Below are 21,096 nucleotides of genomic sequence, written 5' to 3'. Positions count from 1 at the left end.
GTAGGATGCAGGACGCGTACGCGTTCTCAAGGTGCCCGTCCGCACGCTGGCCCGCCCGGGCCCGCCCCGGATCGCCCCGATGGGGCAAAACTCCCCTGGACGGGCCCCGCGGGCCGCGGCGTCACCTGCGCGCCACGTCCTCCCACGAGCCGGTCGCCGCGAGCTGCGGCGCGGGCACCGGCGCCGACCAGCGCAGCGGCAGCGCGTCCTCTCGCCAGGCGCCCTCGGCCACGTGGAGCCGCAGGAGCCGCTGGGCGCCGGCGAAGGCCGAGAGCTCCGGCCCGTCCCAGAGCACCTCGGCCTCGCCGGTCAGCGACAGCACCCCGCCGGAGGCGAAGTCGACGAAGAGCACCCCGGCGCGCGGGCAGAGCGCCAGGTTGCCGAGCGTGTTGAACGCGAAATTGCCCGTGAAATCCGGCGAGGTCAGGACGGTGTGGCCGTCCTCCTCGGTCACGCGCACGAAGCCCGGCTTGCCGCCCCGATGGGACACGTCGGCGCCCTCGATCGCGTCGCCTCCCCGCGCGGCCGGCGCCGCGGTCGCGATGAAGAACGTGTCCGCGCGGCGGATCAGCGCCGCCGCGCCGGCGGACAGCGCCGGCCCTTCCGCCCGCGCCGGGGGCGCGGCGGCCGCCTCCGGCGCCCTCACGAACTCCGGCGCTCGCGCCTGGATGTACTGCGGGCAGTTGCCGAAGCTCTGCCCGACCTCGACCACGAAGCCTCGCTCGTCGGCCGCCGTGATCGTCCCGTTCATCCGGTTTCGGCGGCGGGTCTCCAGCTGGATGCCGAGGAGGCCGACGGGCGCGCCGGCCACGAGGTGCGGGCCGAGCGCGTCGCCGGCCCCCGGGCGAGCGTTCACCGCGAGCGTCCGCGGATCCGGGGACGAGATGAACCCCGGCGGCCCCACGACGATCGAGGCCCACGGCCGGCGCTCTGCGTCGAGGGCCCCGACGAGCAGGAACGGGAGCCGCGCGAACAGCTCGCGGTGCTGGTCGGGCATGAAATCCCGGATGATCCGGCGCCCGGCCTTCTCGGCGCGCTCGCGCGCCCCGGCCCGCGCCTGCACGGCCATCTCGCCCGGGTGATAGGGCGAGCCCTCCCTGGTCCACCCGGGCAGGGAGGTCACGACAGCGCCTTCTTCATCGGCACGAAGCCGGGCAGCCCCTCCACACGGGCGAGCCACGCGCGCAGGTTCGCGTACGGTTCGAGGGACACGCCGCCCTCCGGCGCGTGCGCCGTGTAGGTGTAGATCGCGACGTCCGCGAGGGTCGGCTCGTCGCCGGCCAGGAACCGCTGGTCCGCGAGGTGCTGGTCGATCACCGCGAAGAGCTGGGCGGCGATCCCCCTGGCCTGCTCGACATCCAGCTTGCGGCCGAACACGCTCGCGATGCGCGCCGCCGCGGGCCCCGCCGCGAGCTGCCCGGCGGCCACGGAGAGCCACCGCTGCACGTGCGCCGCCGCCACCGGATCGCGCGGGAGCCAGCGCCCCGACGGGTCGTACCGCGCGGCCAGGTACACGAGGATCGCGTTGCTGTCGGCCAGCGTCACGTCGCCGTCCTCGATCACTGGCACCTGACCGAACGCGTTCTTGCTCAGGAACTCGGGCGTCTTCTGAGCGCCGCCCTTCAGGTCGACGTCGATCCTCTCGAACGGCAGCCTCAGCAGCGACAGGAACAGCTCCACGCGGTGCGCGTGGCCAGAGAGCGGATGGCGGTAGAGGCGGATGGGGCTGGCAGGGAGGGTCATCGAGGTGTCCTTTCGGCTGTGGATGTCAGCGGGGAGCGGCACAGCCGCGTGGGGCTCCCGCGCTCGCCGATCCAGGATGCCCATTCCCGTGGCCAAGGGTAATGCTCGTCCTTGACAAGGGACCATTCCGGAAACTGGAATAATCCGATGGACCGTCTCGACTCCATGCGCGTGTTCGTCGCCGTCGCCGAGGAGGAGGGCTTCGCGCCGGCCGCGCGGCGGCTGTCCATGTCGCCGCCGGCGGTGACCCGGGCCATCTCTGCGCTCGAGGAGCGCATCGGCACGCGGCTCCTGCACCGCACAACGCGCGTCGTCCGCCTGACCGAGGCGGGCGCCCGGTACCTCGCGGACTGCAAGCGGATCCTCGGTGAGATCGAGGAGGCCGAGGCGTCGGCGGCCGGGTCCCACGCCGCGCTCCGGGGGCAGATCGGCGTCACGGCGCCGGTCCTGTTCGGGCGGATGTTCGTCGCGCCCGCCCTCTTCGATTTCCTGGCTCTCCATCCGCGCGTGTCGGCGTGGACGCTGCTCGTCGACCGCATTGTCGACATGGTCGACGAGGGGCTCGACGTCGCCGTCCGGATTGCCCATCTGCCGGACTCGTCGCTCAGCGCGATCCGTGTCGGCTCGGTGCGGTGGGTGGTCTGCGCTTCGGCGGAGTACCTCGCCGCGCGGGGCGAGCCCAAGGCGCCGGCCGATCTGGCGCGTCACGACACCATTGCTTTCTCTTCGACAGGCTCCCCGGTGGAATGGTCGTTCGGGTCGGGCTCGCGGGTCGAGAGGGTCTCTCCGTCATCGCAGCTCCTCGCCAATACGGCCGACGTCGCCATTGCAGCGGCCGTGGCCGGGCGAGGGCTCGCGCGGGTGCTCTCGTATCAGATCGACCCGGAGCTGCGCGCCGGGCGCCTCTCGATCGTGCTCGCGGCGCACGAGCCCCCGCCGGTCCCCATCCATGTCGTCCACCCGGAGGGCCGGCGGGCGGCGGTCAGGGTGCGCGCGTTCGTGGATTTCCTTGTCGATCGGCTCCGGTCCGAGGCGTGGCTGAGCTCGTGATCGCAGGCGGGTTCGCGCGTCGAACCTCGGCCGGAGGGCGCTCAGTCCGCCGGCGCGGTGGCGCGGATGAGGTGCTCGAAGGCCCCGAGGGCGGCCTTCGCGCCGTCGCCGAGGGCGACGACGATCTGCTTGAACGGCGTTGTCGTCATGTCGCCGGCGGCGAAGAGGCCGGGCACCGACGTCTGCCCGCGGTCGTTGACGACGACCTCGCCGACGCCGTTGAGCTCCACCGTCCCCTTGATGAACCCGGTGTTGGGGAGCAGGCCGATCTGCACGAACACGCCCGCGATCTCGATCTGGTGCTGCTCCTTCGTCTCGGTGTGCTCCCAGCGGAGCCCGACGACCTTCTGCCCGTCGCCCACCACCTCGGTCGTGCGCGCGCGCGTGATGATCTCGACGTTGGGCATGCTCTTGAGCTTGCGAACGAGGACCGCGTCGGCGCGGAGGGCGGGGGCGAGCTCGAGCAGGGTGACGTGGCCGACCACGCCCGCGAGATCGATCGCCGCCTCGACGCCGGAGTTGCCGCCGCCGATGACGGCCACCCGCTTGCCCTTGAACAGCGGTCCGTCGCAGTGCGGGCAGTACGTCACGCCCTTGGTCCGGTACTCGGCCTCGCCGGGGACGTTCATGTCGCGCCACCGGGCGCCCGTCGCCAGGACGACGCTCTTCGCGCGGAGCGTGGCGCCGCTCGCCAGGCGCAGCTCGAACGGTGAGCCGGGGGTGATCGACGTGACGCGCTCGTGCTTGAGGAGCTCCACGGGGTACGCGCGCACGTGTTGCTCGAGCGCCGCCGCGAGCTTGGGCCCGTCGGTCTCCACGACCGAGATGAGGTTCTCGATGGCGAGGGTGTCCATCACCTGCCCGCCGAAGCGCTCGGCGACGATGCCGGTGTCGAGGCCCTTGCGCGCCGCGTAGATGGCCGCCGAAGCGCCAGCGGGCCCGCCGCCGACGATGAGCATGTCGAACGGCTTGCGCTGGTCGAGCGCCTCGGCGCGCTTCTTCACGGCGGAGCCGTCGTCGAGCTTGGCGAGGATCTGCTCGATCTCCATCCGACCCTGGCCGAAGGGCTCGCCGTTCAGAAAGACGGTCGGCACGGCCATGATCTTCCGCTGCTCGACCTCGCCCTGGAAGAGGGCGCCATCGACGGCGACGTGGCGAACCCTCGGGTTCCTGGCCGCCATCAGGTTCAGCGCCTGCACGACGTCGGGGCAGTTCTGGCACGATTGAGAGAAGTAGGTCTCGAACCGGAGCTCGCCGTCGATCCGCGCGATCTGCTCGAGCGCCTCCGCGCTCACCCGCGGCGGATGGCCGCCGACGTGCAGGAGCGCGAGGATCAGCGAGGTGAGCTCGTGACCGAGCGGGAGCCCCGCGAAGATGACGCGCGGCTCCTCGCCAGGGGAGTGGATGCCGAACGACGGCGTGCGCTGGGCGCCCTCGCGCCGCTCGTGGAGCTCGATGAGGGACGAGGCGCTCGCGACGTCGCGCAGGAGCGCGCGCATCTCCTCCGACCCCTGCGAGTCGTCGACGAAGGCGGTGACCGCGACGGGACGGGTCAGCCGTCCGAGGACGTCGCGGAGCTGGGTCTTGATGGAGTCTTCGAGCATGGCTGCGTTCCTTCCGGCGAATACGAGCGGGTCACGAGCGCTGACGGGCGTCGCCGCGGCACGCGCGGCGACGCCCGAGCACCTCAGATCTTGCCGACGAGATCGAGCGACGGCTTGAGGGTCTTCGCGCCCTCGTCCCACTTCGCCGGGCAGACCTCGCCCGGGTGCGTGGCGACGTACTGGGCCGCCTTGACCTTGCGGAGCATCTCCGCCGCGCTGCGGCCGATGCCGAGGTCGTGGATCTCGTAGACCTTGATGACGCCGTCGGGGTTCACGAGGAACGAGCCGCGGAGCGCGAGCCCCTCCTCCTCGATGAGCACGCCGAAGTTGCGCGAGAGGGTGGCGGTCGGATCGCCGACGAGCGGGTACTTGACCTTCTTGATCGCCGCGGACGTGTCGTGCCACGCCTTGTGCGCGAAGTGCGTGTCCGTGGAGACGCCGTAGATCTCGACGCCCAGCTTCTGGAACTCGCCGTGGAGGTCCGCGAGGTCCTCGAGCTCGGTCGGGCACACGAAGGTGAAGTCCGCCGGGTAGAACACGAAGAGCGACCACTTGCCGAGGACCGACTCGTGCGAGACGTCCACGAACTTCCCCTGGTGGAACGCGGTGGCCTTGAACGGTTTGATGCGGGTGTTGATGAGCGACATTCTCTTTTCCTCGTTTCGGGGCGGGGGCGTCTCGTGCCTCCGCGCCAGCGAGAGGCAACGTGGTCGTTCTGCGCCCGCGGTGCCAATCGAACGATTTTATGAATCGTTCACTTTTTATGATACTCCTCCGGCCATGGACCTCGAGCAGGTGACGCTCACGCAGCTCCGCTACGCCGTGGCGGTGGAGCAGACCCGCAGCTTCCGCACCGCGGCCGAGCGCTGCCACGTCTCGCAGTCCGGGCTCAGCATGCAGGTCCAGAAGCTCGAGGAGCTCCTGGGCACCGTGCTGTTCGACCGCAGCAAGAAGCCCGTCCTCGTGACCGAGGAGGGGGCGCGGGCCATCGCTCAGATGCGCGAGATCCTCCGGGAGACGGAGCGGCTCGGTCAGATCGTCGCCGGCGACGACGCTCCGGCGGGGCGCTACCGGCTAGGGATCATCCCGACCCTCGCTCCCACCGTGCTGCCCCTGTTCCTCGATCCCTTCGTGAAGGCACACCCGCGCGTCGAGCTGTTCATCGAGGAGCTGAAGACCGAGGAGATCATCGAGCGGCTCGCCGCCGACACCCTCGATGCGGGGCTCGCCGCGACGCCGCTCCACGCCCCGGGGCTGAGCGAGACGCCCCTCGGACACGAGGCGATGGTCGCCTATCTCCCCGAGGGCGACCCGCTGCTCGACCGCAAGACGGTCACGCAGGCGAACCTCAGCGATCGCGAGCTGTGGGTGCTCCCGGAGGGGCACTGCTTCCGGAGCCAGGTGCTCTCGTATTGCAGGAGCGGTCAGGCGAGGCCTCCGCGCGGCGTTCAGCTCGAGAGCGGCAGCTTCGAGACGTTGATCGGCCTTGTCGACACCGGGCTCGGAGCGACGGTGCTGCCCGCGCTGGTGGCGCAGGGGCTGCCGGCCGAGAAGCGCCGCGCCCGCGTGCGGCCCCTCGCCCGGCCGATCCCGCTCCGGGAGATCGGGCTCGTCACGTCGCGGACTCAGCTGCGCAGGCGCGTCACCGAGTCGCTCGCGGCCGCGATCCGCGAGCACCTCGGCCGCGCGCTCGGGCCCTCGCCCCCGGGCGGGAGCGTGCTCGATCCGCTGCCCCCCGAGGGCTGACGAGGCAGGCTCGGAGGTCATCGGCGCATCGAAGGGGCCGCGTTCACCGCACAGCCGTCGGGAGCTCGTCCAGTGGCGGATGCCAGCGCGCGGAAGGTGTTGACCGGACGCACGACCGCTGGGACGTTCATGGTTGAATGATCCCCCCCGATGCTCCCCGCGGCTCTCTCACAGCGGCCGCGCAGCGCCCGACCGCGGGGCTCGTGCCGCTCGAACGCCCCGGCTTCGGCGCGGGCCTCAAGGCCCTGCTGGGCGGTTACGGTTACCTCTTTCGCACGCCGGACCTCTGGCCGCTCGCGCTCGTCCCCACGGGCATCGCGCTGGTGCTCATGGTCGTGCTCTCCATCGTCGGCGTGAAGCTCGCGCCTTCGCTCGTCGAGCTGATCGTGAGGGAGCCGGGGACGGGGTGGCCCTGGACGGTGCTCATGGCCGTGCTGCAGATCCTCTCGCTCGCGGTGGTGCTCGTGGCCGCCCTCGTCCTCTCGTTCGGGCTCGCGAAGCCGCTCTCGGGGACCGCGCTGGAGCGGATGGTGCGCAGGGCCGAGGCCGATCTCGGGGCGCCCCCGTGGCCCGAGGTCGGCTTCTTCGCGGACATGTGGCGCGCGCTTCAGTCGTCGCTCGTGGCGCTCTCCTTCACGCTCCCGATCCTCATCGTCCTCGGCCTGGTGGGTCTCCTCTTCGCGCCCGCGAGCGTCGTCGTCGTCCCGCTCCAGCTCGCGGTGACGGCGCTCGGGGGGGCCTGGGACCTCTGCGACTGCCCGCTGTCGATCCGCGGCGTGCCCGTGGCAGAGCGGATCGATTTCGTGCGCCGTAACCTCGCCGCGGTGATGGGCTTCGGCTTCGGCCTCGCGCTGCTCTCGTTCTTGCCGTGCGCGCTGCTCATCGTGCTCCCGGCCGGCGTCCTCGGGGCGGCGCGGCTCGTCGTCACGCTGGAGCGGTGGGAGGCCACGACGCGAGCGCCGCGCTGAGCCGATGCTGCCCGGGCCGCGGCGCCGGGAACTGGACGGCACGGCGGTCTGCTACGTCGCCCAGAGCACCGAAAGATCGAGCTCGACGGCCTCGAAGGGCTCGGCGCGCACGCGCGCAGCGTCGCGGTGGACGGCGGCGGGCCCCCAGCCCCGGCCCGAGACGAGCGAGAAAACCTCCAACGTCCGTGCGATCGGGTCGACAAGCCAGGCGTGACGCACGCCCTCGCGGGCGTAGATCGGCATCTTCTCGTCACGGTCGACAGACGCCGTCGACGGGCGCAGCACCTCGCAGATCCAGTCCGGAGCGAGCCCGAAGTAGGCCGTCTGGGGCAGCTCGGGCATGCGCTCGCGGCGCCAGCCGGCGAGGTCGGGCACGAGCGCGTCGATCTCGCCCGGCGCGTCCGGGTCGGGGAAGTGCAGCTCCGGCTCGTCCAGGATCCACCAGCCGCCTGGCCCACCATCGCCGAGGCCGAAGGGGCCGCCGATCTTGATCCCCAGGACCGAGCTCGCGTTGGTGTGGCGCGGCGCCGGGCGGGGCAGGACGTGGAGCACACCGCTGATGAGCTCCGCTACTTTGCTGGGCGGGACGGCCGCGAGGTCGGCGTACGTGGCACGGCGCTGCTTCGCGGCGGGCTGGCCCATGGGCGAAGCCTGCACGGGGGTGGGCGGTGGGGCAAGGCAGCGAGGAGCAGGGCCAGGTCGGCGTGCCGGTCCCGCGCTCCTCGGCGCGGACCCCTCCGGCGCCGTCTTGGCTGTCCCGAGCTGGCGTCGTCGCCCCGCCCGCCCGGCGCTGCTCAGGGCGCGCCGGCCGGCGCCTGTCCTGACGGCTTCCCCGCGGGCTTCACGCCCTTGTCGCCTTCGTCGCCGCCCGCGCCGGGCGTCGCCCCGCCGCCCGTCGCCGCCCCGGCCGAGGGCGCCGCTCCAGCAGCCGGCGTCGCATCTCCCCCTGGCGGGGTCTCCTCGAGCAGCTCGGCCAGCTTCTGCTCGGCGTCCTTGTCGAGCGCGCTCTTCATGTCGAACGTCAGCATCGGCAGCGGGCCCTGGTTCATCGCTGGCAGGCGCCCGTTCCATCGCTCGAGCGCGCGGTATTGCAGCACCGCCGGCGTCGTCGACAGCCGGATGATCGTGTTCGCCTTGGCCTCGGAGCGCGCGCGGATGAGCAGCGCGTCCGCCTCGCCGCGGGCCCGCTCCCGCGCCGACTCGGCCGCGCCGCGGGCCGTCGCGATCGCCTGGTCGGCCTCCGCCCTCACCTGACGCACCCGGTTCTCGGCCTGGATCGCCTTCTGCGTCGCCTCCATCGCCTGGTTGATCGCCGCGGCCACGTTCTCGGGAAGCCTCAGCGCGCCGTTGATCGTGAGCTGATCGATCCGGATGCCGTCCTTCTCGAGCACCAGCTCGAGCTCCTTTGTCACGTCGTGGATGAGCCTCGTCTTGCCCGACCCGTAGATCTCCTGGACGGGCATCTTCGACGCGACCGAGTTGAACGCCTCGCGCACCGCGTTGCGCACGTAGCGATCGGCGAGCCTCATCAGGTCGTTCTCCCGGAAGCGCAGGTACAGGTGGGGCGCTTTCTCCGGGTCGATGTGGAACGACATCCCGATGTCCGCGCCGACGTTGACGCCCTCGGAGGACGAGAACGTGATCGACTCGTCGACCATTCGGCCCTCGTGCGCCGACGCCGTCCACACCACGTTCTGCACGCTCGTCGGAAACTGCACGATCTGCTCCGTGAGCGGGTTGTAGAACACCCAGCCGGTCACGACCGGGATGTCGCTCACGCCGCGGTTCGAGCCGGCGAGCTTGACCCGGATGCCCACGTGCGCGGCGTCGATCCGCGTCACCGTGGTGCACGCGACGAACAGCATCGCCACGAGGAGCACGAGGCCGAGCGCGACGCCGCGGACCGCGCCGGCGACGCCGCCGCCGCTCGAGCGGCCGAACTTGATCGAGGGGATCTTCGCCATGGGCGAGGTTCTACCTCAACCCCTGCGCCTTACGAGGAGGTCGAGGGCGCTCGCGACGCCGGCGCCTCTCACCCGTCGCGCGAGGCGCGCGTCCCCTCCGCGTCGTCCGCGCGCTCGCGCCCCGCCCTGCGCTTGCGCCGCCGCTTGACCGACACCCCGCTCGACTGCATCGCGAAGAGCAGCGCCTCCCGGAGGTTCGAGAGCGTCTTGATGTTCGACAGATCGAGCCCCAGCGACACCACCGTCTGCGCCACCTCGGGCCGGATGCCGACGACGATGCCCTGCGCCCCGAGCAGCGCCACGGCGTCGATGAGCCTCAGCACGTGATCGGCCGTGGCCGCGTCCACGGCGCTCACCCCGGTCAGATCGATGATCGCGTGGCGGCAGCGGGTCCGCGCCACGGCCTCGAGCAGCACCTCCATCATCTGCTGGGCGCGCTCCTCGTCGAGGACGCCGAGCACCGGCATCGTCAGCACCCCCCTCCAGACCTCGATGATCGGCGTCGACAGCGCCCGGATCGCCTCCTGCTGCTGCTCGATGATCGCGAGCCGCTCGTTCAGCACGGCCTGCTGGCGCTTCTTCTCGGTGATGTCCGTCGCGCCGCCCGCCATCTGGAACGGCACGCCCTTGTCGTCCCACTCGGCCATGCCGCGGACGAACACGTCGCGGTACTCGCCGTCCTCGCGCCGCAGCCGGTACTCCACCTCGAACGGCCGCCGCTCCTCGAGGTGAGCCCTCAGCGCGGCCTGCACCGCCCCCTGGTCGTCGGGGTGCACGCGCTCGAAGAAGCTCGCGAACGTCCCGCCCCACGCCTCGCGGCGGACGCCGATCATCTGGAGCATGCGATCGCTCCACTCCACCGTGTCCTCGCGGAGGTTCCAGAACCAGACGCCCTCGTTCGACGCCTCCGCGAAGAGCCGGTAGCGCGCCTCGCTCCTCCGGAGGGCGGCCTCGGCGCGGCGCAGCTCGGCCACGTCGGTGGTGCCGCCGATCCACCGGAAGATGTTCCCCGCGGCGTCGCGTTGCGGCAGCGCGCTGACCACGTGCTCCCGGTACGTCTGATCGCTCGCCCGCTTCAGGCGGAACTCCGTGTTGTACGGCTCGCCCGCCGTGAGGCTCCGCGTCCACGCCGCCACCGTCTTCGGGACGTCGTCCGGGTGCAGCACCGCGAGCCAGCCCTCGCCGATCATCTGCTCCTCCGTGCGGTCGAAATAGTCGAGGACCGCCCGGTTCACGAAGTTCAGCTGGCCGTCCGGGCGCGCGGTCCACACCTGGAGGGGCATGGCGTTCCCGAAGAACCGGAGCTGCGCGTCCAGGTCGCTGAGCGGCGCGTCCAGCAGCCCGGCCCCGCTCGCCGGGCCGCCGGCCCCGCGCACCCGGCTCGGCGGCGGCGCGTCCCGCCCGTCCGGCTCCTCCACGTCCTCCTGCCCCGCCCAGGAGGCGCCCCCGAGCGCGCGGAGGAGCGGCTCTTCCAGGTCGAGCGTGCGCTCCGCGCGGCTCTCCGCGACCCGCGCGCGCACGAGGCGGAGCAGCTCCTTCCGCACCTCCTCCTCGATCCGGCCGCGCAGGTAGTCCTTCGCGGAGGCCCGCGACTCGGCGAACCTCACCGACTCCGCCGGCAGCTCCGCGACGTCCAGGAAGATCCCGAGCGGCGCGCAGGGCCTCGGCGTGATGCGCAGCGCGAGGGTCGCGTCGAGCCGGTGCTCCTTCGCTTCTCCCTCCGCGTCGACCCGCACCGTCACCGCGTGCGGGATCGCGACGTCGAACGCGCCGCTCATGCTCCGCGTCGCCGCCGGTTCGCCGACCTCGAAGTCCACCGTGAGCCGCGACGGCCTGCCGAGGACATCGAGCTCCCGCTCCGCGCGGCGCCCGACCGGGAGGAGGGCGATCACCTGGCGGCGTATCACGTCCTCGGTCATCGCGAGATCGACGATGCTCCGACCCAACTCCTCGAGCGTCAGCCCTCCGTCCTTCACCGCGTCTCCTTCCCGATCCCGCTCTCCCCCCGGTGTCCGTTAGCCCTCCTCGCGCCCGGAGGGCAATCGTGTGACGTTAACGCACCGCGCCGCTCGCCGGAAGCCCTCGCGAGGCTCAGCTCGACGCCGATGTATACCGGCCTATCGCCCGCTTCCACACGCCGCGCGCGACGGCGCCGAAGGTGAGCGCGCCGAGCGCCGCGGCGGCGGCCGTGCGCGGTGCGATGGTGCCGAGCATCGCCTCCGCCGGGTACGTGGTCATCAGCCCGAGCGGGACGATCACGGTGAAGACGATACGCCAGAAGCCGCTGAAGATCGTGACCGGCCAGCGCGCGAAATCGAAGATGGAGTTGAAGAGGTAGGCCAGGTTGTCGAGGCGCACGACCCAGAACGCGGCGGAGATGACCAGGATGCACATGGAGTAGAGCACCAGCGTCGCCGTCACGAGCAGGCAGAGCGCGAGCGCGACGTGGGCAGGCGCGGGGGCGCGCCCCATCTGGGCGAACGCGTAGACGAAGATCGCCACCGCGGCCGCGGCGTCCACGACCTTGCGGATCTCGAACCGGGCCGTGGAGACGAGGAACTGCGCGTCGGCCGGCTTGAGCAGCGTGAAGTCGAGCGTGCCCTTCCGGATCTGGTCGACCACGCTGATGAGCGACGGGTTCACGGCCCCCTCGAGGATGCCCTTGAGCAGCGTGAACCACCCGACGACGACGAGCGCCCGCTCGTACGTCCAGCCCTGCACCGGCGGCCGGGCCACGAGCGCGATGTGGAGCGGGACCAGCCCGACCACCGTCCACACGACGGTCATCACCGCGCCGAGCAGGAAATCCCACCGGTACTGCATCCCGAGCGCGATCGACACGCGCAGCTGCGTCGCGAGCAACCGAAGGTAACGCACGCCGCTCACCCGCCGAACGCCGAGAACCGCCGGATCCCCGCGCGCCACGCGACGAGCGCGGCGGCGGCGGACGCGGCGGCGAAGGCCCACTGCACCGCGAGCTCGGTGAGCGCGCGGCCCGGGTCGAGCAGGCCGGTGATGAGCTCGACAGGGAACGCGAGGCTGTAACGGAACGGCAGGACCCGCGCGAGATCCGCGAGCCACGAGGGGAACAGCTCGATCGGGACGAGGTAGCCGGCGAAGACCATGAAGGCCGCGAGGTAGACGTCGAACACCGCGGTCGAGCTGTCGATCACGAACGCCAGCGAGCCGATCAGCGCCATGGTGAAGAAGTTGATCGCCCAGGCGCCGGCGAGGGAGACGACCCAGAGCCCGAGCTCGAGCGCCGTCGGCTGGAACCGCTCGCCCGACGTCGCGATGAGCGCGATGACCGCGATGGGGAGGCAGAGCGCCGCCCGGAGCGGCAGCGCGGCGAGGTTCTCGGCGGCGTACGAGAAGAGCGGGTGGATCGGCCGGAGCAGGCGCTGCGAGAGGGCGCCGCTCTTGATGTCCATGTTCATCTCCCAGACGAGCCACGAGCCGGTCAGCTGCCGGACGATGAGGATGGCCAGGAAGTACGCGGAGAAGTCGCGCGCCTCGAAGCGGCCGACCGGCGCGCTCGCGGCCACCGCCGACCAGAGCGCGAGGCTCACGAGCGGCATCGTCGTCGTGAGCATCCAGATCAGCATCTCGGCCCGGTACGCGAGCGCGGCCGCGACCCCGACGCGGAGCAGCGTCGGGAACGCCCGGGCGGCCCGAGCGAGCCCGCTCATGACGCGGCCCCGCCCGTCGAGCCCGCGGCCTCGCCCTCCGGCTCCGCCGAGGGCTCCACGCCCGAAAAGAGCTCGCGCATCACCTCCTCCAGGGGAGGATCCTCGACCGTGAGATCCGAGATGTCGGTGTGGCCGAGCAGCCAGGACATGGCCTCGCGCAGCTCCGCCTGCGGCACCTGCAGCACCGCGCGGCCAGGATCGAGCGAGAGGACGGCGCCCACCCGCTCGAGGAGCGCCTGGTCGACCGGGGTCTTGAAGTGCAGCGCGATCCGCTTGTGGGGCCGCATGCTGCGGACGAGCGCCGCGAGGTCGCCGTCGTAGCGCAGCCTGCCCTTGTCGATGACGATGACCCGCGGACAGAGCGCCGCCACGTCGTCCATGTAATGGGACGTGAGCACGATCGTCGCCCGCCGCCGCTCGTTGTAGCGGCGGATGAACTCGCGGACGCCGAGCTGCATCGCCACGTCGAGCCCGATCGTCGGCTCGTCGAGGAACAGGATCTCCGGCCGGTGCAGCAGGGCCGCGGCCAGCTCGCACTTCATGCGCTCGCCGAGCGAGAGCTGCCGCGTCGGCTTCGTCGCGATCTCGGCGATTCCGAGGAGGTCTTCCAGCTCACCGAGGGTCTCCTTGAAATCCGCGTCGCCGATCCCATAGATCGCTCGGTTCACCGCGAAGGTCTCGGCGGGCGGGAGGTCCCAGAGCAGCTGTTGCTTTTGCCCCATCACGAGGGTGATCCGCTTGAGGAAATCGGGCTCACGGTGCCGCGGGACGAAGCCGGCGACCTCGACCTTGCCGCCCGACGGGTGGAGGAGCCCGGAGAGCACCTTCAGCGTCGTCGTCTTCCCGGCGCCGTTCGGGCCGAGGAAGCCGACGCGCTCGCCGGGCGCGATCGAGAACGAGAGGTCCTCGACGGCGTGGACGACCTTGGTGCGGCGCCGGAAGAGCGAGCGCACGGAAGCCGAGAAGCCGGCGGCGCGCTCGTGGACCTGGTACGTCTTGGAGAGCGACTCCACCACGATGGAGCTCGACGCCTCTGCCATGGGCGGCGGAGACTAGCACCTCCGTGCTGGAGCTCCCGCGACGGTCGGCGCTCGACCGGCCGATCCCGTGGGCTAATCTCGTGACGCGGGGGGCAACGGCCGCCGGAATTCCCCTATGCCGCAGAGCTTCAAGGACGACACGATCCACGACCTCCCGCTCGCGGCGAGCGGCGCGCGGCAAGCGGCCGACTCCGCGGACGCCGTCGCGACCGGCCCGCGGCAGGTCCTCGCAGGCCGGTACGAGCTCCTCGGGCTGGTCGGCATCGGCGGGATGGGCAGCGTGTACCGCGCCCGCGACCTGGAGCTCGAGGAGCTCGTCGCGGTCAAGGTGCTGCGCCGGGAGCTCAGCGTCGCGCCGGAGGTGACCGATCGGTTCCGGCGCGAGGTGCGGCTCTCGCGCAAGGTGACGCACCCGAACGTGGCGCGGGTCTTCGACATCGGCGAGCACGAGGGCGACCGGTTCCTGACGATGGAGTTCGTCGACGGCGAGCCGCTCGCCGCGCTGCTCGCGCGCGAGCGGCGGCTCGGCGTGAGCCGCGCGCTGGACGTCGTGGAGGGCGTCTGCGCGGGCCTCCACGCCGCGCACCGGGCCGGCGTCATCCACCGTGACCTCAAGCCGGACAACGTGCTGCTCGGGCGCGACGGGCGCGTCGTCCTGACCGACTTCGGGATCGCGCGCGCGGTCGCGAGCGGCGAGGCGGGCAAGACGCTGGGCTCGGTCATGGGGACGCCGGCGTACATGGCGCCCGAGCAGGTGCAGGGCGCCGACGACGTCGACGCGCGCGCCGACATCTACGCCCTCGGGGCGATGCTCTTCGAGATGCTCACGGGCGAGCGCGCGTGGCAGGGCGACGCGCCGCTCGCCGTCGCCGCGGCGCGGCTCTTCGCCGATCCGCCGGATCCGCGGCTCCGGCGCCCCGACCTGCCCGACGCGCTCGCGCGCGTGGTGCTGCGCTGCATGGCGCGCGAGCGCGGCGACCGGTATCCGTCCGTCGAGAGCGTCGTGCACGACCTCGCCTCGCTCACCCGCCCGGCCACGGTGACGCCGCCGGCGTTCACGCCGCCGCAGGGGCGGACGGCGGTCTCCGGGGTGACCCCGGGGGCGAGCTCCGGGGTGGCCGAGCACGGCGGCAAGAGCGTCGTGGTCCTGCCGTTCGCGAACCAGGGACCTGCGTCGGACGCGTACCTGGCCGAGGAGCTGACGGACGATCTCGTCGACACGCTCTCCATGACGCCGGGCCTCCGGGTGAGGCCGCGCGGGGCGCTCGGGCGGCGCTCGTCCTCCGAGCTCGATCCGCGCGAGGTCGGGCGCGAGCTCGGGGTGCAGGTGGTCGTCGGGGGCTCGGTGCGGCGGCGCGACGGGACGGTGCGGATCAACGCGCGGCTCATCAGCGTCGCCGACGGGTTCCAGCTGTGGGCCAAGCGCTTCGATCGCCCCGAGGCGGAGGTGCTGCGGATCAACGACGAGGTGGCCGAGGCGGTCGCGGAGGCGCTGACGCTCGACGGGGCCGCGCCGAACCGCACGGCGCCGAGCGATCCCGTCGCGCTCGACCTGTTCCTGCGCGGGCGCCACGAGTACCGCAGGTTCTGGCCGGAGCACCAGGAGCGGGCGATCGCGCTGTTCGAGCAGGCGCTCTCGCGCGCGCCCGAGGATCCGATGATCCTGTCGGCCTACGCGCTCGCGCGCTCCCGCTTCTGGTTCTTCACGGACCGCGGCGGGGACCTGGCCACGGAGGCGGCGTCGCGCGCCGTCGCCGCGGCGCCCGGGCTGCCGGACGCGCGGCTCGCGATGGCGTCGGTGCGGTTCCAGCGCCTCGACGTGGTCGGCGCGATGCGGGAGCTCAAGGCGGCGCTCGCGACCCGCTCGGGCAACGCCGAGGCGGAGGGCCTCATCGGCCACATCCTGCTCGAGTGCGGCGCCTTCGAGGAGGGCGCGCGGCGCGCCCGGTCCGCGCTGGCGCGCGATCCCGAGGTGGTGCTGGCGGCGCAGGCGCTGGCGCGCGCGTACACGCTGCTGGACAGGTGGTCGGACGCCGACGACATGATCCGGGCGCATCCGATGGTGGGGAGCGGATCGGGCTACACCGTCCTGCGGATGCGCCGCGCGCTCTGGCAGCGCGACCCGGTGGTGGTCGAGAAGCTCTCTCAGCGGCGCGTGAGCGAGGCCTTCCCGGACCTCCCCACGCCGTTCGCGCAGGTGATCTCGGACCTCTTCGAGGGGCGGCTCTCGGACGTCCGGCCCGTGCAGGTCGAGGGGGAGCGCCCGGCTGTCACGGCGCTGCGGCGCACGTCGTTCATCCGGCAGCTCCAGGCGGAGTTCGCGGCCTTCCTCGGCCAGCGAGAGCTCGCGCTGGCCGCGCTCGAGCTCTCGCTGGACGACGGCCTGTTCGACCTGATCTGGCTCGAGCGCTGTCCGGTCCTCGCGCCCCTGCGCGACGAGCCGCGGTATGCGGCCGTCCACGCGGCGGTGCAGCGGCGGGCCTCCGCGGTGGTCGCGGTCTACCGCGAGCGCTGAGGCGCGGCGCTCGGCTCGACGCGCGGAAAAGCGCCCAGCTCGGCGCGCGGAAAAGCGCTCAGCTCGGCGCGCGAAAGAGCGCGAGCACGCCGGTGTAGAGGGAGAGCCTGGCCTGGCCCCGGGCCCAGGGGGCGATCTCGAAGCTCGAGTGCATGCCGGCGATCGGGAGGTCGGCGAAGCGCTGGCGCAGGATGCGCGCCTCGACGTCGGGCGTCCCGTACAGGCCCTGGCCGCGCCCAGCGCAGGTCAGGTAGAGCGCGAAGCGGGGGGCCGACCCGAGCGCGCTCCGGGACACCTGCCGGGCGATCCCCTCGAGCCCGGCGCGGCCGATGGCGGCGTCGCGCACCGCGAAGGCGAGGCGCGCGCCGGGCCTCGCTTCGTCGCCGAGCAGGAGCCCCCGCCGCGACGGATCGATGCCGCGGACCGGCCGCAGCACGTAACGCACGGAATCGAGCGCCTCCGCCTCGGCGTCGCCGCGGCCGGCGCCCGGCGCGGCCGGCGGATCGAGCGGTGGGTCGGCCAGCGCGGCGAGGATGAGCTGCTGCGCGCTGGGCGGCTCGCCGAGCGTGGCGGTCGCGGCGGAGAGCAGGTCGAGCGCCGGACGCCCGCCGGCGCGGAGCACGACGCCGCCGCTCGCCTCGTCGATGCGGTGGAAGCCGGAGAGCAGCCTGGCGGCGGGCGAGGCGTCGACGAGCGGCGGGGCGAACCCGGTGATGGCGAGGCCCGTCGCCGAGCCCTCGAGGAGCTCGCCCTGCGACGTCACGCCGATGGCGGAGCCGGAAGCCGTCCCGGCGCCGAAGAGGCACGTGTTCGGCGCGGACAAGGAGAGCGCCTCGAGCCGCTCGGGGGCGAACGCCCCGGGCCGGGCGAAGAGGATGGCCGTCGCGGGGCGCTGGCCGACGGTGCGGGCGAGCGCCTCGCGCAGGAGGCGGCTCGGCTCCTCGGCGCGCTCGGGCAGCGCGAAGGGGGTGACCTGCCCGCCGGACCACAGCACCCCGCTCGCGCCGGTGTCCCCCTCGATCTCGCCGCGCTCGCTGAGCACGCCCGCGGCCGGCACGACGCAGGTGGGGACGCCGCGCCAGGCGCCACGGACGAGCTCGGCGACGCCCGAGGCGCGCTGGGCGAGCTGTCCGGAGACGAAGACGACCCCGCCCGACGGCGACGGGACCGCGCTGCGCAGGTCCGCCAGGTGCTGGAGAAGGCCATCCGGCCCACAGGTCGCGGAGAAGCTTCGTGCCATGGCTGGCTCGCCCATCCTAATCGAGCCTCCGACCACTCGACAGGCCCCGCTTAAGAAGTTTATCGTGCGACAGTCGCGCCGGCGCCTCGGGGATTTCCTCACGGGACGGCGAGCGAAGGACCGGGCAAGCTCGATGAGGATCCAATCATTTGGCCGCACCGATGTCGGGCGCCACCGGCGCGCCAATGAGGATGCGTTCTTCCGGGACGACGAGCTCCGGCTCTACATCGTCGCGGACGGCATGGGCGGGCACGCGGCCGGCGAGGTCGCGAGCGCCGAGGCGGTCGAGACGATCTACGGCATGGTGAAGCGGGGCCTGCCCGCCATCGGCGATCCGAACGAGCCGCTGACGCAGCCCAAGGCGCGCGCCGTGCTGCGCATCCTCGAGGGCGCGATCCAGGCGGCGACGTACATGGTCTTCGCGATCGCCGAGCTCGATCGCGACAAGAGCGGCATGGGCACGACGATCAGCGCGGCGCTCATCGTCGGCGGCGCGCTCGTGACCGGCCAGGTCGGCGACAGCCGCATCTACCAGGTCCGCAACGGGACCGCGGTGCAGATGACCGAGGATCACACGCTGATCGCGTGGCAGATCAAGAACGGCCTCATCTCCGTGGACGAGGCCAAGAGCTCGCCCCACCGCAACGTCATCACGCGCGCGGTCGGCAACCGGGACTACGTCGAGGTCGACACCTCGATCGTCGCCGTGGAGGAGGGCGATCGATACCTGCTCTGCTCCGACGGGCTGCACGGGTATCTCCACGCCGAGGAGGAGGTCGCGAGCATCGCCTCGAAGGGCGGCGACGTGGCGGTCGATCTCTTCATCGACCTCGCGAATCGGCGCGGGGGGCGGGACAACATCACGGCGGTGCTGGTCGAGGTGGGCTGACGCGCCCGCGCGAAAGTCGGCTACGCTGCGCGCATGGCGCTGAAGGACAGACTGGTCACCGAGGGCATGAAGCTCGCCGCGAACCCGAACGTGGCGAAGCTGATGCAGGACGAGCGGTTCATGCGGCTGTTCATGACGGCGATGAGCGTGCCCGGCCGGGTCTCCTCGTTCACCGCGGAGCAGAAGGAGACGTTCGCCAAGGCGATGGGCCTGGCGTCTGTCGAGGAGGTCCGCGACCTCAAGCGCACGGTGGCCTCGCTGGAGCGCGAGGTCGCGACGCTCGAGCGCGAGCTCGCGAAGCTCCGGCGGGACGGGGAGCGCGAGCTCGCGAAGGTCAGGCGCGAGGGCTGAGCCTCAGGGCGGGTAGGATCGGACGGGGCGAGTAGTTGGCGGCGAGCGGCGCGGCGCGCTGCCAGCAGCGCCGCCGCGCCCCCGCGACGGATCACTTCGTGTCGCCGCGCGCGTAGATGCTGGCGACGTAGTCGAGCACGTCGCGCGCCGAGACCTCGTTGTACCCGAAGTACTTGATCATCCGGGTCTTGATGATGTCGATCTTCTCCTGCGTCTCCTTGTCGATGACGCTCGACACGAGGGTCTGGAGCTTGATCGCGTCCTTCTGATCCTCGAACAGCTTGAGCTCGAGGGCGCGGCGCAGCCGGTCGTTCGTGTGCCACTCGAACTTCTTGCCGTCGACCGCGAGCGCGCCGATGTAGTTCATGATCTCGCGGCGGAAGTCGTCCTTGCGGTTCTCGGGGATGTCGATCTTCTCCTCGATCGAGCGCATCAGCCGCTCGTCGGGCTCGACGTCCTCGCGGGTGAAGCGGTCCTTCACCTTCTCCTTCAGTGTGTAGGCCTTGATCGAGTCGATGTAGTTCGCCGCGAGCTTCTGGATCGCGTCCTCGTCGGCGCTGATCGCCCGCTGCACCTCGTTCTTGACGATCTCCTCGTACTCGCGCTTGACCATGCCGATGCACTCGGTGAAGCGCTTGCGCTGCTCGTCGTTCGTGATGAGCGAGTGGTGCCGGAGGCCCTTCTCGAGCTCGCTCATGACCATGAAGGGGTTGATCGTCCCCTCGCCGAGGTCGTTGACGAGCGCGTTCGAGATCTTGTCCTGCACGTAGCGGGGGCTGATGCCTTCCATGCCCTCGCGCGACGCCTCCTTGCGGAGCTCCTTCACGGTGTCCTGCGTGTAGCCGGGCAGGACCTTGCCGTCGTAGAGCTTCATCTTCTGGACGAGCGAGAGGTTGTGCTTCTTCGGGTCCTCGAGCCGGGTGAGCGCGGCCCACATCGCGGCGACCTCGAGCGTGTGCGGGGCGATGTGCTTGCCGCGGATCTTCTCCTTGTTGAAGTCCTTCTCGTAGATCCGGATCTCCTCCGACACCTTCGTGATGTACGGGATATCGATCTTGATCGTGCGGTCGCGGAGGGCCTCCATGAACTCGTTGTTCAGGAGCTTCTTGTACTCGGCCTCGTTGGTGTGGCCGATGATGACCTCGTCGACGTCCGTCTGGGCGAACTTCTTCGGCTTGATCTTGTGCTCCTGCGACGCGCCGAGCAGGTCGTAGAGGAACGCGACGTCGAGCTTCAGCACCTCGATGAACTCGACGATGCCGCGGTTCGCGATGTTGAACTCGCCGTCGAAGTTGAAGGCGCGCGGGTCCGAGTCCGAGCCGTACTCGGCGATCTTGCGGTAGTTGATGTCGCCGGTGAGCTCGGTCGAGTCCTGGTTCTTCTCGTCCTTCGGCTGGAAGGTGCCGATGCCGACGCGGTCCTTCTCGCTGAGCACGAGGCGGCGCACGCGCACGTGCTGCATCACCTTCGACCAGTCGCCGCCGTACTTGTCCATCAGGCGGTTGAAGATGAAGCGGCACGCGGGGTCGAGGTCGCCCTCGGTGCGGACGTGGTGCTGCGCGCTCGACAGGCCGAGCTCGCGGAACGCGCGGTCGCGCCACGCCGGCGGGACGAGGCGCAGCGGCTCCTCGTGCATCGGGCACTTGAAGCGGGCGCTCTCCGTCCCGGCCATGCCGACGTCGTCGAGGTTCACCCAGTCGAACGTGTAGAGCGCGCCGTCGGGGGTCGTCGAGTAGTGCTCGATGCCCTTCTTGAGGAGCCGGGCGATCGTCGACTTCGACGAGCCGACCGGGCCGTGCAGCAGGATGACGCGCTTCTCCGGGCCGTAGCCCTCGGAGGCCGCCCGGAGCACGTGGACGAGCCGCATCAGCGGGATGTCGAGCCCGTACACGGCGTCGGCGCCGCCGTGCATCTCGTCCTTGAAGAAGTTGTACCGGATGAGCTTCTTCTTGTTGTCCGTGTACTCCTCGATGCCGTAGCGGATGATCATGTCGTACGCCCGCTGGAACGCGTTGCGCGTCACCTGCGGGTTCTGGCGCACGATCTGGAGGTACTCTTCGAACGTGCCCTCCCACGCGAGATCGCGGTAGAGCGCGAAGTCCTGCATCGCCGCGATCTTCTCAACCATCCCTGTCCGCAACTCGCCCATTTCGCACCCTTTTTCTCCAGGGCGACCGCGGGGCGGCCTTGGCCGCCGGAGGTGCGGGGGACAGATCTCGGCTCGCCGAGCTCCGCCCCCGTCTCGCGTCGCGCGCCCAGGGGGAAGACGCCAAGCTTAACACCGATCTCGGGGAGGC

General features: G+C 71.6%; 18 protein-coding genes. 6 read left to right on the top strand and 12 right to left on the bottom strand.

The window, feature by feature from the left end:
• Positions 1-121 precede the first annotated feature (121 nt).
• Together WME97_RS36895 and WME97_RS36890 are read right to left on the bottom strand one after the other, a co-directional pair.
• Complete coding sequence (locus WME97_RS36895) at positions 122-1,123, bottom strand: flavin-nucleotide-binding protein (protein ID WP_437544768.1); 1,002 nt, start codon at positions 1,121-1,123, stop codon at positions 122-124.
• Positions 1,120-1,743: a glutathione S-transferase family protein gene (locus WME97_RS36890; RefSeq protein WP_437544767.1), complete on the bottom strand. Its 624-nt coding sequence runs from the start codon at positions 1,741-1,743 to the stop codon at positions 1,120-1,122. Before WME97_RS36890 ends, WME97_RS36895 begins: the two co-directional genes overlap by 4 nt.
• A 147-nt stretch (positions 1,744-1,890) precedes the next feature.
• Between WME97_RS36890 and WME97_RS36885 the strand changes: the two genes are divergently transcribed.
• Positions 1,891-2,793 (top strand): LysR family transcriptional regulator, encoded by a 903-nt coding sequence (locus tag WME97_RS36885; protein WP_437544766.1) that lies wholly within the window; start codon positions 1,891-1,893, stop codon positions 2,791-2,793.
• Positions 2,794-2,834: 41 nt separating this feature from the next.
• Here WME97_RS36885 and ahpF read toward each other — a convergent pair whose 3' ends face one another.
• Together ahpF and ahpC are read right to left on the bottom strand one after the other, a co-directional pair.
• Positions 2,835-4,397 (bottom strand): alkyl hydroperoxide reductase subunit F, encoded by a 1,563-nt coding sequence (gene ahpF, locus WME97_RS36880; protein WP_437544765.1) that lies wholly within the window; start codon positions 4,395-4,397, stop codon positions 2,835-2,837.
• 83 nt (positions 4,398-4,480) lie between these two features.
• Positions 4,481-5,044 (bottom strand): alkyl hydroperoxide reductase subunit C, encoded by a 564-nt coding sequence (gene ahpC, locus WME97_RS36875; protein ID WP_012239567.1) that lies wholly within the window; start codon positions 5,042-5,044, stop codon positions 4,481-4,483.
• Positions 5,045-5,177: 133 nt separating this feature from the next.
• Between ahpC and WME97_RS36870 the strand changes: the two genes are divergently transcribed.
• Both WME97_RS36870 and WME97_RS36865 read left to right on the top strand, forming a co-directional pair.
• Entirely contained in the window at positions 5,178-6,143 is a 966-nt protein-coding gene (locus tag WME97_RS36870; RefSeq protein WP_437544764.1) for a hydrogen peroxide-inducible genes activator, read from the top strand.
• Between the two features lie 137 nt (positions 6,144-6,280).
• On the top strand, positions 6,281-7,111 hold the full coding sequence (locus WME97_RS36865; protein WP_437544763.1) for an EI24 domain-containing protein: 831 nt from the start codon (positions 6,281-6,283) through the stop codon (positions 7,109-7,111).
• A 51-nt stretch (positions 7,112-7,162) separates the two neighbouring features.
• Here WME97_RS36865 and WME97_RS36860 read toward each other — a convergent pair whose 3' ends face one another.
• The 6 genes from WME97_RS36860 to WME97_RS36835 form a co-directional block, all read right to left on the bottom strand.
• A complete protein-coding gene (locus WME97_RS36860) occupies positions 7,163-7,753 on the bottom strand; it encodes a Uma2 family endonuclease (RefSeq protein ID WP_437544761.1) in 591 nt (196 codons plus the stop codon).
• A 152-nt stretch (positions 7,754-7,905) separates the two neighbouring features.
• The gene (locus tag WME97_RS36855; protein ID WP_437544759.1) at positions 7,906-9,075 is read right to left on the bottom strand and encodes a prohibitin family protein; all 1,170 of its coding nucleotides are present in this window, start codon (positions 9,073-9,075) and stop codon (positions 7,906-7,908) included.
• Between the two features lie 68 nt (positions 9,076-9,143).
• The gene (locus WME97_RS36850) at positions 9,144-11,051 is read right to left on the bottom strand and encodes a PAS domain-containing protein (protein ID WP_437544757.1); all 1,908 of its coding nucleotides are present in this window, start codon (positions 11,049-11,051) and stop codon (positions 9,144-9,146) included.
• Positions 11,052-11,166: 115 nt separating this feature from the next.
• On the bottom strand, positions 11,167-11,952 hold the full coding sequence (locus tag WME97_RS36845; RefSeq protein WP_437544755.1) for an ABC transporter permease: 786 nt from the start codon (positions 11,950-11,952) through the stop codon (positions 11,167-11,169).
• A 5-nt stretch (positions 11,953-11,957) separates the two neighbouring features.
• On the bottom strand, positions 11,958-12,764 hold the full coding sequence (locus WME97_RS36840) for an ABC transporter permease (RefSeq protein WP_437544753.1): 807 nt from the start codon (positions 12,762-12,764) through the stop codon (positions 11,958-11,960).
• The gene (locus WME97_RS36835) at positions 12,761-13,804 is read right to left on the bottom strand and encodes an ABC transporter ATP-binding protein (RefSeq protein ID WP_437544752.1); all 1,044 of its coding nucleotides are present in this window, start codon (positions 13,802-13,804) and stop codon (positions 12,761-12,763) included. Before WME97_RS36835 ends, WME97_RS36840 begins: the two co-directional genes overlap by 4 nt.
• A 115-nt stretch (positions 13,805-13,919) precedes the next feature.
• On the opposite strand from WME97_RS36835, the gene WME97_RS36830 reads away from it, so the two are divergent.
• The gene (locus WME97_RS36830) at positions 13,920-16,319 is read left to right on the top strand and encodes a protein kinase domain-containing protein (protein WP_437544749.1); all 2,400 of its coding nucleotides are present in this window, start codon (positions 13,920-13,922) and stop codon (positions 16,317-16,319) included.
• Positions 16,320-16,377: 58 nt separating this feature from the next.
• Here the strand turns inward: WME97_RS36830 and WME97_RS36825 are convergent, their stop codons facing one another.
• The gene (locus WME97_RS36825) at positions 16,378-17,559 is read right to left on the bottom strand and encodes an FIST signal transduction protein (protein WP_437544747.1); all 1,182 of its coding nucleotides are present in this window, start codon (positions 17,557-17,559) and stop codon (positions 16,378-16,380) included.
• Between the two features lie 133 nt (positions 17,560-17,692).
• Here WME97_RS36825 and WME97_RS36820 point away from each other — a divergent pair, with 133 nt between their 5' ends.
• Positions 17,693-18,448 carry a PP2C family protein-serine/threonine phosphatase gene (locus tag WME97_RS36820; protein ID WP_272104357.1) on the top strand — a complete coding sequence of 252 codons (756 nt, stop codon included), beginning with the start codon at positions 17,693-17,695 and terminating at the stop codon, positions 18,446-18,448.
• 33 nt (positions 18,449-18,481) lie between these two features.
• A complete protein-coding gene (locus WME97_RS36815; protein ID WP_437544745.1) occupies positions 18,482-18,799 on the top strand; it encodes a hypothetical protein in 318 nt (105 codons plus the stop codon).
• A gap of 91 nt (positions 18,800-18,890) precedes the next feature.
• Here the strand turns inward: WME97_RS36815 and WME97_RS36810 are convergent, their stop codons facing one another.
• Positions 18,891-20,948 carry a PrkA family serine protein kinase gene (locus WME97_RS36810; RefSeq protein WP_272104360.1) on the bottom strand — a complete coding sequence of 686 codons (2,058 nt, stop codon included), beginning with the start codon at positions 20,946-20,948 and terminating at the stop codon, positions 18,891-18,893.
• Positions 20,949-21,096: the final 148 nt, after the last annotated feature.

The sequence above is a fragment of the Sorangium sp. So ce367 genome, from assembly GCF_051520455.1.
Taxonomy (GTDB): Bacteria; Myxococcota_A; Polyangia; order Polyangiales; family Polyangiaceae; genus Sorangium; species Sorangium cellulosum_B.
The sequence above is the reverse complement of the archived record's forward strand: the minus strand, read 5'-3'. Positions and strand labels throughout refer to the sequence as shown.